This window comes from Gammaproteobacteria bacterium (genome assembly GCA_016199745.1).
Taxonomy (GTDB): domain Bacteria; phylum Pseudomonadota; class Gammaproteobacteria; order Acidiferrobacterales; family Sulfurifustaceae; genus JACQFZ01.
Genome location: JACQFZ010000001.1, coordinates 14,502 through 28,958, shown reverse-complemented (window position 1 = coordinate 28,958; position 14,457 = coordinate 14,502). Strand labels below are relative to the sequence as shown.

Annotated in this window: 12 protein-coding genes; all 12 read right to left on the bottom strand. The window is 57.1% G+C overall.

All coding sequences use genetic code 11. The features are described from left to right. Positions 1-6: 6 nt before the first annotated feature. Complete coding sequence (locus HY308_00110; GenBank protein MBI3896679.1) at positions 7-777, bottom strand: sel1 repeat family protein; 771 nt, start codon at positions 775-777, stop codon at positions 7-9. A gap of 54 nt (positions 778-831) precedes the next feature. Next, positions 832-1,602: a sel1 repeat family protein gene (locus HY308_00105; protein ID MBI3896678.1), complete on the bottom strand. Its 771-nt coding sequence runs from the start codon at positions 1,600-1,602 to the stop codon at positions 832-834. 3 nt (positions 1,603-1,605) lie between these two features. Then, complete coding sequence (locus HY308_00100) at positions 1,606-2,256, bottom strand: hypothetical protein (GenBank protein MBI3896677.1); 651 nt, start codon at positions 2,254-2,256, stop codon at positions 1,606-1,608. 791 nt (positions 2,257-3,047) lie between these two features. After that, complete coding sequence (locus HY308_00095) at positions 3,048-4,058, bottom strand: metallophosphoesterase family protein (GenBank protein MBI3896676.1); 1,011 nt, start codon at positions 4,056-4,058, stop codon at positions 3,048-3,050. An 85-nt stretch (positions 4,059-4,143) separates the two neighbouring features. Further along, positions 4,144-6,603, bottom strand: a complete 2,460-nt coding sequence (locus HY308_00090; protein ID MBI3896675.1) for an EAL domain-containing protein — start codon at positions 6,601-6,603, stop codon at positions 4,144-4,146. A gap of 98 nt (positions 6,604-6,701) precedes the next feature. Then, the gene (locus tag HY308_00085) at positions 6,702-7,223 is read right to left on the bottom strand and encodes an OmpH family outer membrane protein (protein MBI3896674.1); all 522 of its coding nucleotides are present in this window, start codon (positions 7,221-7,223) and stop codon (positions 6,702-6,704) included. Between the two features lie 134 nt (positions 7,224-7,357). Further along, entirely contained in the window at positions 7,358-8,245 is an 888-nt protein-coding gene (locus HY308_00080; protein ID MBI3896673.1) for a diguanylate cyclase, read from the bottom strand. Beyond that, positions 8,245-8,685, bottom strand: a complete 441-nt coding sequence (locus HY308_00075) for a response regulator (GenBank protein MBI3896672.1) — start codon at positions 8,683-8,685, stop codon at positions 8,245-8,247. Before HY308_00075 ends, HY308_00080 begins: the two co-directional genes overlap by 1 nt. A gap of 7 nt (positions 8,686-8,692) precedes the next feature. Then, positions 8,693-11,356 carry a PAS domain S-box protein gene (locus tag HY308_00070; protein MBI3896671.1) on the bottom strand — a complete coding sequence of 888 codons (2,664 nt, stop codon included), beginning with the start codon at positions 11,354-11,356 and terminating at the stop codon, positions 8,693-8,695. After that, the gene (locus HY308_00065) at positions 11,353-11,847 is read right to left on the bottom strand and encodes a YfiR family protein (protein MBI3896670.1); all 495 of its coding nucleotides are present in this window, start codon (positions 11,845-11,847) and stop codon (positions 11,353-11,355) included. The genes HY308_00070 and HY308_00065 overlap by 4 nt, the downstream gene beginning before the upstream one ends. 84 nt (positions 11,848-11,931) lie before the next feature. Next, positions 11,932-13,842, bottom strand: coding sequence for a TonB-dependent receptor (locus HY308_00060; protein ID MBI3896669.1), 1,911 nt, complete (start codon positions 13,840-13,842; stop codon positions 11,932-11,934). Between the two features lie 36 nt (positions 13,843-13,878). After that, positions 13,879-14,256, bottom strand: a complete 378-nt coding sequence (locus tag HY308_00055) for a response regulator transcription factor (protein ID MBI3896668.1) — start codon at positions 14,254-14,256, stop codon at positions 13,879-13,881. Positions 14,257-14,457: the final 201 nt, after the last annotated feature.

The window sequence follows — 14,457 nt, the reverse complement described above, 5'->3', positions numbered from 1 at the left end:
CGACCGTTAAGGTCGATACAAATCGTCTGCCCGCGCCGTGGTTTCCATGTCCTCCAGCTTGCCGTAGATAGAGATATCGTGACCCATCCCTCCTAACGCCTCCACAGCATCGCGAACGCCACCTCGGGCGGCGCGCTCCAAGTACTGCACCGCAAGTTTCTCATCGGCAGGCTTGCCATACATGGAATACACATAATGGAACATCCCCAGGTGATAGTCAGCGATGGCATAACCTTGCACCGAGGCTGACGTTAATAGCGTGTACATACGCTGACGGCTCTTGTCAGTGGGTGGTTTAGCTGACAGTTCAATAGCAATAGCCAAATACACCTGAGCAACAGGATCGCCGAGAGCAGCGGCTTGCTCATAAAGTGACCAGTGATCATGGCCGGCGGCTTCGATCGATACCATATTGGTCTCTACCAACCGGCCCAACAGCGTCATCGCCTTGGCGCTACCCTTGGCAACCGCTATTCGCAACTGCTCGACCGCTCTCGTCTCATCATTGCCCAGTTCGAGTAGGCGACCGTAATAGAAATACAGATCTGGATCATTTCGGCCGCGTTTAATCAATGCCTCACACGATTTGCTCAGGCCCAATGCTTTTTGTGCGTGCTGTGGATCTTTGCGGTCTGGTGGTACCGATCGACAAACCGCCAACTGCTCGCGATATTGCGCATCGGCGTTGGGATCGGACAGGCACGCGGTGATGGCAATCGTCAATCCGATGGTGGCTATGCAATTAAAAGCAACGATAAATTTTAGAGGGTGACTCATAGGTACGCTTGCCTTTAACGACGCGATACAACTCAACACAAAAATCGGCTTGCGTTAAGGTCGATATAACTCATCTGCCCGAGCTGTGGTGTCCATGTCCTCCAGCTTTCCGTAGATCGAGATATCGTGCCCCATCGACCGCAACATCTCCGCGGCATCACGAATGCCACCTCGGGCTGCCCGTTCTAAGTACGGCACCGCAAGTTTTGCATCGGCGGGCGCTCCATCTCGCGAATACAAATGATGGAACATCCCGAGATAATAGTCCGCCAAGGGATAGCCTTGCGCCGACGCTGACATCAATAGCGTGTACCTACGACGACGGCTCGCGTCGGTAGATGGTTGGGTTGCCAGATCAATAGCTCTAGCCAGATAAACCTGAGCGACAGGATCGCCGAGAGCAGCAGCTTGTTCGTAGAGGGACCAGTGATCACGACCGGCAACTTCGACCGATACCAAATTGAACTCAACCAATTGGCCTAGCAACGTCATTCCCTTGGCGCTGCCCTTGTCGCTTGCTATCCGTAACTGCTCGACTGCTCTTTTCTCGTCATTCCCGAGCTCGAGTAGGCGACCGTAATAGAAATAGAGGTCCACGTCATTGTGGCCTTGATTTATCAGTGCCTCGCACGACTTACTCAGATCCAGCGCTTTTTGCCTATAGGGTGGACCTTTTGCGATCTGTGGCAACGATCTGCACACCTTCACTTGCTCACGATACTGGGCATCAGCATGAGTATCGGAAAGGCAGGCGGTGATAGTTATCGTTAGGCCGGTAATTGCAACACGCTTTAACGTATTGATCGATTTCAAAGGGAGACGCATGGTTTAACGCACTCCTTCGGCCTTCTGTGCAGTGGAAAGCCACCGATGACATTTCATACTAAAGTGCAACGTGAGTGGATCAAAGACCATTCGGAAACGGATTACATTCAACTTTCCGATTATTTCGGCGCAACGTGCTTGCAATCTTTCGCTGTCGCTACCTGTCTGATAGCTCGATTCCTTTAGCCTGGTAATCTCGTGGTGTATGCGAATAACTTCGTCCTGCCCTAACGCACCTTTACCTTGCCTCGCCTTAAATCCGCGTTCGATTTGTTCAATATTGGCCTTGATACGCTGCTCGACGCCCTTCTCAAGCTCGGTTGATCGCTGAGTCAGGTTGCCGAGAATCTTGACGATCTCATCGATCCTTTCCATCTCTGACCGGGAAAAAATCCTGACACATGTCGAATGGTAATTGATCTCATTCACCACACCGCGCCGAACCTCTACCTGGGCCACCATATAAGCTGTAATGTACTTACTCGTCTCTTTATCAATCTCGTTGAGTTCCTTTTCCACATGCTGAAGCGCTTGCGGCCCCAACGCCTGGTGTTCGTCTATTAATTCTTGCCCGTAGTCCATTCCGGCATCGATTAACCCATCCTTTGCCAGATCTTTTGCTTTATCAAGTATGAAATCCATTGGTGACGACATAACGCTCCTCCCTTGTCGAAAGTTAAGAAAAATTGATAGTGCCCTTCATGCTACCGATCGCTCGTCTCAGTCGTATCGATGCGAGCGCTGCTTGAATCCAGAAAAGGGAAACGACGACAAAAAACGCCGAGTGGGTCGGTCGTGTGCCGATACGATGGATAAAAAAGATGGGGATCGAGTTGGGTACGGCTTCACAAGAACATTCCCTTTCTTGATTCTGCTTCTTATTAGCGGGGAGATTCGACCAGACGAAAAGCGGTCGGTCAAGCGACTTGCGTTCTATACAATTCGGGTTGAGGAAATTATTTTGGGTGTGGAGGTGCGTTGTTGGAAGGGTGGGGATGGAAAATAAAAGCCCATTTAACTCACCCCCCACCCTAGCCCTCCCCCGCTGTTGCGGGGGAGGGGATGTGGCCGTTGTAGGGTGGGCAACGTAGTTTTGCCCACGCGGATTCAAATAACGCGTCGGCAGCAAGGCTGCCCACTCCCTACATTGTTAGGTTTTCTTTTTTATATCCCCTCCCCTGCGTAGCGGGGGGTGAGGCGGGGTTTTCGTGAGTGTCCAGTGGACACTCACGCCGGCGAACGGGCGCGCTGAAGTTCGCGCGCACTGGGCGGGAATGGTTAGGGTGGGGGCGGTTGTTGTTGCGGTTGCTATTCCCCCTGTGATGCATGCCCGAGAAGCACAGGCACGTTTGCGCCACCCGGGGGGTGCTTTCTTTTAGTTGCGGGACGGAGCATCCCGCTGATTACATTTATTACTTCGACCAGCATTGCCCCAACGAGGCGATTCAACCCACTCCCCGCCGCAACCGATGCAGCGTCACCTCCGGCGGACAATTCAACCGCACATCAACGATCGACGCCCCGGAACCCGCCGACGTATAACCGCGCAAATTCTCATAACGCCACGCGCCCTTCGTAAAGCGACGCGGACAATTCGTCGTATCGGTGATCAACGGAAATCCACCGGGCAAACAAATCTGACCGCCATGCGTATGACCGCTCAACATGAAATCGAAACCGGCGGCAGCGGCTTCGCGATACGCCTCGGGCGTATGCGATAACAAAATGGCGGTCGTATCGGTGGGCTTAGCGCGGGCGACTTTATCGACGTCATGCAGCCTGTAGTAATGCGCATCGTCAATACCGGCAAGATAAAGCGCCGCACCGGCGCGGTCGATCGTAACGGCCTCGTTCAGCAACACCCGTATGCCAAGTGCCTCCATGCCCGGCACCAGCCGCAACGTGTCGTGATTGCCGAGCACGGCATAGACCGCGCCTTGCAAATGCGGACGCACGCGTGCCAACGCCGCCAGCGTCGGCTGATGCGGGCCGAAGGTGCGCGTACGAAAATCACCGGTGAGCACGCACAGGTCATAGTCGACACGACGAATACAATCGATGAGCACCTCGGGAATGTCGGCGCTCGTATCCAAATGCGGATCGCTGATCTGCAACAGCGTGTAGCCGTCGAACGCCGGCGGTAATGTCGGCAAAAATACCTCGTTCTCGCACAGCCGCACAGCACGGGCATTGCGGCGCGCGCGTTCGTGCAAGCCGACAAGGCGCAGGCTGTTGCGAATCAAGGAATGGGCGGAATACCAGGAATCGAAATGAAACAGGCGATAGCCGAACTGACGCACGTGCTGCGCGTAATCGGCTTCGAGTTGCAGGCGCCGTTCTACGCGGTCGGCGCCGAAACGCCGTGCCAATAAATTCAACGCGTCGTTCTCGGTTTCAGCCGAACCGGCCGAAGGGTCGATACCCAGAGCGAACGATGTGGGATAACCACTCTTCATTTTATGCAGCTACGGACGACGAGATATTCAGCATAACGCAATCCGGGTGTGCCGGCCTACGGTACTGCCGATGGCGCTAACGCGGTCAGTGCGGGCCGTTGGTCTCGGTGACGAGCGGCGGCATCGTCAGGCGCGGGCGCGCGCTCAACAGCTTTACATACTCGTCGTTCGGTATCGGCGGGCTGAAGTAATATCCCTGCATGACATCGCACTCGTGCGAACGCAGGTAAGCCAGCTGATCGGCAGTTTCCACGCCCTCAGCGATGACATTGAGCTGCAGCTTGTGTGCCATGGCGATGATGGCGGTGGCGATTGCGGCGTCGTCGCCGTCGGCGGGGATACCCTTGACGAACGAACGATCGATCTTCAAACGATCGATCGGGAAACGCTTCAAATAACTCAAGCTCGAATAGCCGGTACCGAAGTCGTCGATCGACAACTGCACGCCGATATCGCTCAGTCGTTTCATGTTGGCGATCGTGGTCTCGGGATTGTGCATCAACACGCTTTCGGTCAGCTCAAGCTCCAACCGCTCCGGTGGCAACCCGGTCTCGCGCAACACCTTGGCGACCGTGCTGGCAAAATCCGGACGCTGGAATTGGCGCGGCGAAATGTTAACCGCCAACGTCAGCGCTCCCAAACCGTTGCTATCCCACTCCTTACATTGCGCGCAGGCGGTGCGTAGCACCCACTCGCCGATCGGAACGATCAACCCAGTCTCTTCAGCCAGCGGAATGAACTGCAGCGGCGGCACCATACCGCGTTCCGGATGGCGCCAACGCAGCAGCGCTTCGGCGCCGATAACGTTACCGCCGTTGAGCTCGACGATCGGCTGATAGTGCAGTGTGAACTCGCCGCGATCGAGCGCTCGGCGCAACGCGTTTTCGAGACTCAAGCGATCTTGCGCGTGCGCCGTCATTTCGGCGGCATAGAACTGATAGGTGTTGCGGCCGATTTCCTTAGCGCGATACATCGCTACGTCGGCATTGCGCAACAACTCTTCGACGTCTTGCGAATCGTGCGGATAAAGCGTTAGACCCAAGCTCGCGCTAACGTAAATCTCTTGCCCCAACAACTCGAACGGTCGCCGCAGACTCGTCAGAATCTTGTGCGCTAGGCGTGCGGCGTCGTCGACCTGCGCCATGTCCGCCAGAATTAAGGTGAACTCATCGCCGCTGGTACGGCCGACCGTATCGCCGTCGCGCAAACAATGGCGCAGTCGCTCGGCCATCGCCCGCAACAGCAGGTCGCCGGCTTCATGACCGAGACTCTCGTTGATCGTTTTGAAACGATCGATGTCGAGGAAAGCGACCGCAACTTGGCGACTGTGTCGGCTCGCTTGAAAAATCGCTTGGCGCAGGCGGTCGGCAAACAGCGCTCGGTTCGGCAAGCCGGTCAACGAATCGTGTTGCGCCAAATACGCCAGGCGTTCTTCCGAGCGCTTGCGCCGAACGACCGCCGCGAGCTGCGGCGCCATACTCGACACCGTGCGCACCAGATACTCGTCTTCCGGCCGCACCTGGCGCATGAAAAATTCGATTACTGCCTCGAGCGCATTGCCGCTGTAGACCGGCACGACGATCGCCGCCTGCAAGCCGTCAGCGGCCGCATAGGTCGCACGGCGAAAGTCACGTTGCCCGCTGAGATCGCGACACCACAATGGCAAATGCTCGCGCGCTGCCCGCGCCAACAGACCGGCACCGTTCAGCTCGACATTCCAGGATTCGCAGGTGCTATGAAACGTCTCCAAGCCGGGCGCGCCGCTGTACCACGCCGGGCTGCATTCAAGACGACTGCCGTCGGCATTCGGCAGCCACGCCTGGCCGATGGCCCAACCGGTCGTTTGACAAATCGCGCGCAGCGCCATTGCCAATGCTGATCCCAGATCCTTAGCGTCGTTGACCGCAACCGAAATCGTATGCAACAACTGCAGCTCATCGGCGAGCTGTTTCTGTGGCGTGATGTCGCGCATCACGCCTTCGATCGCGACGCGCTGCCCGCGCTGATCGAGCACATGCGCATAACGTTGCTCGGTCCACACGACCGCGCCGTTCTTGTGCAGCCAACGCAGCTCGACGACCGGCGGCGCGCGGCCGGCGGCAATTTCATCGAGCTGTGCGCGATCATCGGGATAGAGCAGTGTGGCGGCCAGATTTGGATCGGCGCAAATTTCTTCCGGCGTATAGCCGATCATCGATGCAACCGTGGGACTAATGAAGGTAAAACCGCGTTCGGGCAGAAACTGATAGCGATAGATCACATCGCGCGAGCTATCGACCAGCCGCTGATAACGCGCATCACTTTCGCTAAGGGCGGCACGTGTCCGCTGCAGCGCTCGCATCGGTTGCAACAACCGGCGATCGGCGCTGCGAGCCAGCAACAGCAACCCAACGACGGCGATCCAGAGGATATTAAGCGGCGGTGTCTGTGACGAAGAAGGAATCCAATAAACGTAGGCGACAAACAACAACACGGGAATCAGTGCCAACACGAACAGCAGCGACAACCGCCACGCAATGCCCGTTGACTTCCCTGTGCTTGGCAAGTCGACCCCCGCCATCGTGGATTAGCCGAACCGAGTGCCCCCCGACCCCCGTTCTCTGACTATAACCCACGATGGCATTCCCGCAAGGCAAGCCGGCTTTATCCGCCCGACTTGGCGTCGAACCGCTGGATGACCTTGTCCGTCAGGTCTGCTTCGCCGGCGGCGTAAAGCGGCAACTGGCGCTTTTCGAATACTAACAGCAGCTTTTCTTCCTTAGCCAAGTCCTGAATGATGCCCTGGATCACGGGTCCGATTTTCTTCTCGGCCTCCATCTGCTTTTGTTGCAGCTCGTGTTCGGCCGTCGACACCTTCTCACGGAACACTTTAACTTTCGCTTCGAAGTCCTTCTGTTTGTCCTTGCGCTGCTGCTCGGTCATTACCAACTTGTCCTTTTCTAAGGACTGTTGTTGGCTCTTGAGTTGCTGCTCTTCCTTGCCCAACGTTTCTTGGCGTTCTTTGAAGAGCTTTTGGATATCGTCTTTCGCACGCTTACCGGCCTTGCTCTCGTTCGACACCTTGGTCATGTCGACATAGCCGATACGCACTTCATCGGCATGGACTGCTCCCGCACCGATGATCCATGCGCTCAACAACAGTACCGTTCCTAAAATTCGTTTCATTATTACTCCTCGTTAGTGATTAAGATTGATAGAAGTCGGGCACTTTTAACGTGATTCGCCCGTGGGCGCAAGAATGGTGACTTAAAGAAAATGGGAAATCGACTACGGCGGGAACGAAGGAGCAACTCCCTTATCTAATGCCGGCGCTTACGGCGCTTCTGTTCGTACATGGCGCGGTCGGCTTTGGTCATCATTTCTTCGACCGAGGGCGCGATATTCGGGTCGAAGTGCATCGCCCCGATACTTATAGATAACTCGTACGGCCATTTGCCGGTAGCGTTGCGTTCTTGAATCATCTTTTGCAACCGCTGCGGGATCGCCTGCACGGTCTCGTCATTGCCACGCACGGCGAGCGCGGCAAATTCGTCGCCGCCGATGCGGCCGAGGATATCCGACGCACGGAACGTACGTTCGAGGATATCGGCGGCTTGCACCAAAGCGCGATCGCCTTCCTGATGTCCGTAGGTGTCGTTGATGTACTTCAAGTGATCGAGATCGGCGTACAGCAGAATCAATCCGCGCTCGGTGTGGCGCGCGACTTTTAATTGTTGCTCGGCGAGCGTGATGAAACCGCGACGGTTATAAAGACCGGTCAAACCGTCGGTCAGCGACAACGCGTGAACTTCGAGATACATCTGGTGGCGCTCGAGCGCGTGGCGGATATTGCGCACCAACCAGTAACGATCGAACCGGCCTTTGGTGAGAAAATCCTGCGCACCCTCTTGCACCGCCTTCAGCGCCAGCACGTCGTCATCGAGACCGGTGAGCACGACGATCGGAATCTGCGGCACGTGCTCGTGTACGCGCACGAAAGTTTCGAGGCCTTGGCTATCCGGCAAACCGAGATCGAGCAAAATAAGATCGAAACGTTGATCCTGCAAGCAACGCAATGCTTCCGCCAACGATTCCACATGCGCCGTGCGGAACGTTACGTTGGGTTCGTCGGACAACGATTCGCGCAACAGCAAGGCGTCAGTGGGGCTGTCCTCGACGAGCAAGATGTCGATCGGTTTGTCGCGCATTATCCCTTGTCGACACGTGTCGCCACTTCCAACCAAAAGCGCTCAATCAGCCGTATGGTATCGGCAAACTGCGCGTAATCCACCGGCTTAGTCACATAGGAATTAGCGTATGCCCGATAGGCGCCGAGCACGTCGCGCTCCTCGTGCGAGCTGGTCAATACGACGACCGGAATCGTTCGCAGCTCGTCGTCGGTTTTAATATCCATTAAAACTTCTTGGCCGGTCTTTCGCGGCAATTGTAGATCGAGCAGGATCAAATCCGGCCGCGGTGCGGTGCCGTAGGGCCCTTGCCGCCGCAAAAACTGCAACGCCTCCATTCCATCTTCGACGACATACAACTCGCTCGGTACTTTGGCGAGGCTCAAGACTTCCCGCACCATCATGGCATCGGTGGGGCTATCTTCGACCAACAATATTTGTGCTTTGAATGCGTTCGACATACCCGTATTAATGCTGATGGCTGTAACGCTCGGATGACTGTTCATTCTGCACGCCCCCTCCAGGAAGTGTGAAGTAAAAAGTGGCGCCCCGGCCGGCGACCGACTCGACCCAAATGCGGCCGTAGTGACGTTCGACGATCTTGCGACAGATCGCTAAACCGATGCCGTTGCCGGGAAACTGATTGCGTCCATGCAATCGTTGAAACACGCCGAAGATGCGCTCGAAGTATTGCGGCTCGATGCCAATGCCGTTATCACGAACATAAATAATGTGACCGCCGCTCTTGCGCTCGGTACCGACATGAATATACGGCGACTCTTTGCCGCGGAACTTGAGGGCGTTACCGATAAGGTTCTGAAACAACTGCGTCAGCTGTGTCGGATCGGCGCTAACCACCGGCATCTCGTCATACGTCACTCGGGCGCCGGATTCTTTGATGGTAAACGCCAAGTTCGCCAGCGCTTCATCGAGCGGCTGGCTCACGTCGCACGGCTCGAACGGCTTGCCACGGGTGCCGACGCGCGAGTAGCTCAAGAGATCGTTGATCAAGGCTTGCATGCGCACTGCACCGCTGACGGCGTGCTCGATCAGCTCATCGGCGCGACCGTCGAGCTTTTGCTGATAGCGCTGCTGCAACAACTGCACGCATCCGGAAATGGCGCGCAGCGGTTCTTGCAGATCGTGCGAAGCGACGTACGCGAATTGCGCGAGCTCACGGTTACTGCGTTGCAACTCGTCAGTGTAACGTCGCAGTTCCTGCTCGGCGCGTTTGCGCTCGGTAATATCGGTGATTGCCGCCAAGCAAAATTGGCCGTCGCTGCTAGTGAACGGATTAAGGCCGATTTCGATCGGAATTTGCCGGCCGTCTTTGCGACGGCCGTGCAGCTCACGGCCGGGGCCGGCGGCCTGTAACGGCGGGTCGACGAAGAACGCATCGCGTTGGTCCGGCGGCAAACCGCGCACGAGATCGGGCACGAGCAGATCGAGTGGCTGGCCGATCAGTTCTTCGCGGGCATAACCGAACAGCGTCTCGGTCTGACGATTGGTCAGAACGATGTGACCGTTTTCATCGACCATGATCATGCTGTTCGGCGCCGCTTCGACCGCCATGCGGAACTGTTCCTCGGCACGCTTGCGGTCGTCGACGTCGGTAACCGTACCGACCCACTCGCGCAACGTGCCATCGGTCTGATGCAGCGGCACCATACGCAGCGTACAAAAGCGATAACTCTGCGTGCGTGCATGCCAAAAGCGCGTCTCCATCTCGAAGACATCGCACGCATGAAGCGCATGGCGCCAACGCAGCTTCGCCGTTTCGCGATCGTCGGGGTGCGCCGCGCTGAAGCCGCCGACGTCGGCGTAGTCTTCCCACTTCTGCCCGGTATAGGCTTCCCACGACGGCGACCGGTCAAGTACCCGCCCCCGCGCATCGAGACTAAATACTACTGACGTTGTCGCCGCTACCAGCATGCGATAACGCTCTTCGCTCTGACGCACGGCCGCCTCGGCCCGCTTACGCCCGGTAATGTCACGCGTAAACCCGCGGGTGTGCACGAAGTTGTCGTCTTCCCAATAGACGCTGGAGCTGATGAGCACGTCGCAGATCGATCCGTCTTTACGGCGCAGCTGGGCCTCGCACTCTTCGATGACCTCGTGGCGTGCGAGCCGCGCGAGCATGTCGTCGATTACCGAACGATTGCCATGAAAATCGGCGATGGGTCGACCGATATATTCTTCGGCGCTGTAGCCTAGCATCTGCAATTCGTAACGATTAGCCCATTGAATGATGCCGTCCGGGCCGACCCAATGAAGTCCAATGTTGGCGTTCTCGATGAAGTTGGCGATCTGCTCGCGGCTATAACGCAGCTCGACTTCGATACGGCGGCGCTCGATCATCTCGCTGTCGAGCGCCGCGACTCGCTGCTTCAGCTCGTCGCGTGCCTGCTCAAGCTCGTCGCGACGTTTGCCGATTTCATCGAGCATGTCGTTGAAGCCATCGGCCAACACACCGAGCTCGTCGTTGCCGCGCTTGACTGCACGCACCTGCAGATCACGCTCGCGGCCGACGCGGCGCATGAGCTGTGCAAGCTCGGCGATCGGTTCGGTAACGACACGCTGCAACCAGACAGCGACCAAAAAACCGACACTGAGCACGGCGGCGAACAACGTCGCCAAGATGCCGATGAAACCCCATAACGTGCCGGTCCACTGTCCCATGTCGATGGCCAGGTAAACACGACCAATCGGTCGGTCTTTCAAATAAACCGCGCGCGCCAGCGACGCTTGCTCGTGACCTAGCGTTAGCTCGCCCTCGGCCGGACTAGCGTTCGGCAAACGCACGTCGGCACCCGGGCGCACGTAGTACGCAAACAATTGCCCGTGCTCGTCATACAGCCCACCGGCGAGTACGCGCGGGTCGCTGCGCAACGCGACCAACGTCTCCGACGCCGCTTGGTGATCGTTGAATGTCAGTGCCGCCGTGCTGTTAACGCCGATGACATCGGCCAACAGTTGCATCTCTTCCTGGGTTTGCCGCTCGAAGGCAAGACGCGTGTGCCACAACAAACCGGCGCCGGCGAGCAGCAGGCTGATAGCAGCCACATTAAGCATAATGGCGACCACCTTCCAGCGGATCGACACATTACGCAGTGCGCGGTCTAATAATTTCATGGCTGTGTCATCGCTAGATTCAGCAAGCGCGAGCTGATGACCAATCCGGCGCGCTCGGCAACGGGATGATTAATTTGAAAACGAATACGCCCTTGCACTTCCAGCAAATTAATAATGCCGCCGTGTTGCGTGAACTCGCGACTTTCGCCGACGGTGAGCAAGCCGCGTTCCGGCGCCAACGGCATCCAAACGATTTCCTTGGCCGCGCTAACAAACAATAAATGGCAATGAGTCGCGCGCACCGCCGCCGGGCTATCGACGCTGCGCACATGGATCGTATGTCCGTCGATCTGCTCGCCGGCAAGCGCATCCAATGCAGCACCGAAGCGCGACAGATCCGATACGCACAAATTAAACGCGCCATCGGCAGCGAAGGCGTCATCGGGCCAATCGATGAATCGCATAAAGTTATAGAGATAAGACGCCTTGACCTGATACTCCAACGGCGCGTCGGCGGCCGATGCCGCACCCAAGTACAGCAATAGGGCCATCGACCAACGGAAGACTCGTTTGCAGCGCCGTAGTTCCATACTCAGAGCGTCGCCTAATCCGCGCCACCTACATCGCGCCATTTCTCAAAATTCCACACGCAGTTTTCCATAAAACCCCCTTTGCACTTCCGTGGTCGATGTACCGGCGCTTTCCGGATGGTGCGAGTCGAGCAGATCTTGCCCAACCAACGACACTTGCCAGCGTGGGCGCATTAACCAGGTAACGCCGACATCGAGTTTCGTATAAGCCGGTACATCGAACGTTGGTAATTCATCGCAGTGATACAAGGTCGCGTCGAATTGCCAAGTGCGCGAGTAGTCGTAGGCTGAGCGCAGCGTAATCTGCTGCTGCGGGTCGGAACCTTCCATGATCTCCGGCCGCGTGACGTCGATGCTGTCGGCGTCGACCTCGAGATTCATTCTGAGATAGGTGTAGCCAGCATCCAGACGCCACGCCGGCGTCAACTGCCAGCGGGTCGCCAGCTCGACACCGTAGGTATGGCCGTTCATGCGGTTCTCGAACATGAAATCCTGCTCGAGCGTCAGCAATGCACGATAGTCGTTATAAAAAGCGGCGACGTCATACCAAATCCGCGGCGACAACAAATGCCGGAAACCAAGCTCGTAAGCGTAGACCCGTTCCGGATCGAAGTCGTCGCCCAATCGACTGCCAGCGAATACCAAATCGCGCTCCAAACGCGACGGCACCCGCACGGCGCGCGACGCTGCCGCCCATGCCGTTTGATTGGCATTGACGGTCCACGCTAGCCGCACATTCGGTTGCCACTCGCTGCCGGAATAATTATTTCGTTCGACTTTAGTGCCGAGCGTGAGCTGCCAACGGTCCGGCACCAGCGCGATCGTGTCCTGCACGAATAGATTGGTCGTTACATCGGCACGCGCACTCGGATCGATGCTGATCACTGGACCATTGCGAATATCGTCGCGCGTACGCCGATGACCGAAGCCCCAGACCAGTTGATGGTCCGGCAACGGCGTCAGGCCGTGCTGAAATTCGAAGTCGTAGGTATTGCGCGTCTCGCCAAGCTGCAGATTGTCGAACTCGAAGTAATCGTAAAAAAATTGCAGGCGAAAATTTTCGGTCGCCGATAATTTTCGTTGCCAACGAGCGAGCAAGTTGGCGCCCTGATGATTGACATCCTGCACCTGACCCGTGGCGGCATCCGCTTCGCCGAAGTCGCCATTGTAAAAATCGCCCGACACTTGCATGTCGTCACGCGCATCGGCGACCCAATCCCAACGATAACCGGTGCGCACAAGCCGCATATCATCGTGCGCCCCACTCGCCGCCGCACCGGTGTCGCGCTCGGTGGTCTTTGCATACACGCGTGCGTATTGATCCGATTGCGGTTGCCAGCCATAACGCACGGCGCCGAACGCGCGCTCCTCCGTACCCGCGCCGGCGGTCCACAACGTTCCCTGGGTATCGCTGGCCCGCTTGGTAATGATGTTGATCACACCATTGACGGCGTTCGTTTGCCACAATGCGCCGCCCGGGCCACGAATAACCTCAATGCGTTCGACGTCTTCGAGCATCACGTCGCGCGATTCCCAGAACACACCGGAAAAAAGTGGGTCGTACACCGAGCGACCGTCGAATAGCACCAACAACTTGTTGGCGGTACGCGAACCGAAACCGCGAATACTGACAGACCATTTGCTGGCGTCGAGGCGTGCTACCTGCACACCGGGAATCAGCCGCAATGCTTCGGGCAACGACGTCACGTGCGCGCGTTGTATGTCATCACCGGTCAACACGTACAACGCCGATGGCGATGACTGATACGACTCCGCCCGGCGCGACGGCGTGACGACGCTGATCTCCATGAGCTGCTCAAGCGTCAGACGCTTGATATCGAGCCCTTCCGCCGCCGACGGCGTCGCTGTCAGCACTAGGCCCAACCCCAGCATCCCGAGCAATGCCGAGCGGCAATAAGTGAGTAACGTCATTGACGAGGCCAGCGCTTCACGCACTTGCGAGTGCACTCCGACCGCGCTCGACGATGAAGATCAACTTGGCTTTCCTCCCCTGTTGTCAAAATCGGTAAGCAATTCAAGCGATGCCGTACCGAACTCTTCCTTGCCCACAAACCCATCGGCACCTGCTTGTTCCGCCCGACGCCGATAGGCTACATGGTTATGCAGCGTCATGACGATGACTTGCGGCGGCTCGATTCCACGCTTGATCCGCTGCGTCGCCTCCAGTCCGTCCATCTCCGGCATCCGAACGTCCATCAGCACCAGATCCGGATGCAGGCGGTTAACTTGCTCAATCGCCTCGCGCCCCGTCCGGGCCCGACCCACCACTTCACACTCGGGTATCAACGATAGAAACCGAATCGCCGCCGAGGTAAAACTCGGACTGTCATCTGCCAACAAAACACGCATGGCATTCCCTTAGCAATCGCTGCTTCCATTCGGTGTTGTGCGGCGATCAGTACTTACAGTAGCAAGCCAAGACCCCATTACGTACCGGGAGAAACCGGAAATGACCTAGGGAAAACCCCGAGAGGGGTCGATGTATTGCGGAGGAAAGAATAAGGGGAACGCAGGATACTGGGCCATCACCCCTTGAAAAGGGGCGATTCA

Bases quoted from the DNA above. Each gene is read 5' to 3' on its own strand.
- HY308_00065 (MBI3896670.1), bottom strand. From the start codon at position 11,847: ATGGCCCTATTGCTGTACTTGGGTGCGGCATCGGCCGCCGACGCGCCG.
- HY308_00070 (MBI3896671.1), bottom strand. From the start codon at position 11,356: ATGAAATTATTAGACCGCGCACTGCGTAATGTGTCGATCCGCTGGAAG.
- HY308_00100 (MBI3896677.1), bottom strand. From the start codon at position 2,256: ATGTCGTCACCAATGGATTTCATACTTGATAAAGCAAAAGATCTGGCA.
- HY308_00095 (MBI3896676.1), bottom strand. From the start codon at position 4,058: ATGAAGAGTGGTTATCCCACATCGTTCGCTCTGGGTATCGACCCTTCG.
- HY308_00105 (MBI3896678.1), bottom strand. From the start codon at position 1,602: ATGCGTCTCCCTTTGAAATCGATCAATACGTTAAAGCGTGTTGCAATT.
- HY308_00075 (MBI3896672.1), bottom strand. From the start codon at position 8,685: ATGTCGAACGCATTCAAAGCACAAATATTGTTGGTCGAAGATAGCCCC.
- HY308_00080 (MBI3896673.1), bottom strand. From the start codon at position 8,245: ATGCGCGACAAACCGATCGACATCTTGCTCGTCGAGGACAGCCCCACT.
- HY308_00055 (MBI3896668.1), bottom strand. From the start codon at position 14,256: ATGCGTGTTTTGTTGGCAGATGACAGTCCGAGTTTTACCTCGGCGGCG.
- HY308_00085 (MBI3896674.1), bottom strand. From the start codon at position 7,223: ATGAAACGAATTTTAGGAACGGTACTGTTGTTGAGCGCATGGATCATC.
- HY308_00110 (MBI3896679.1), bottom strand. From the start codon at position 777: ATGAGTCACCCTCTAAAATTTATCGTTGCTTTTAATTGCATAGCCACC.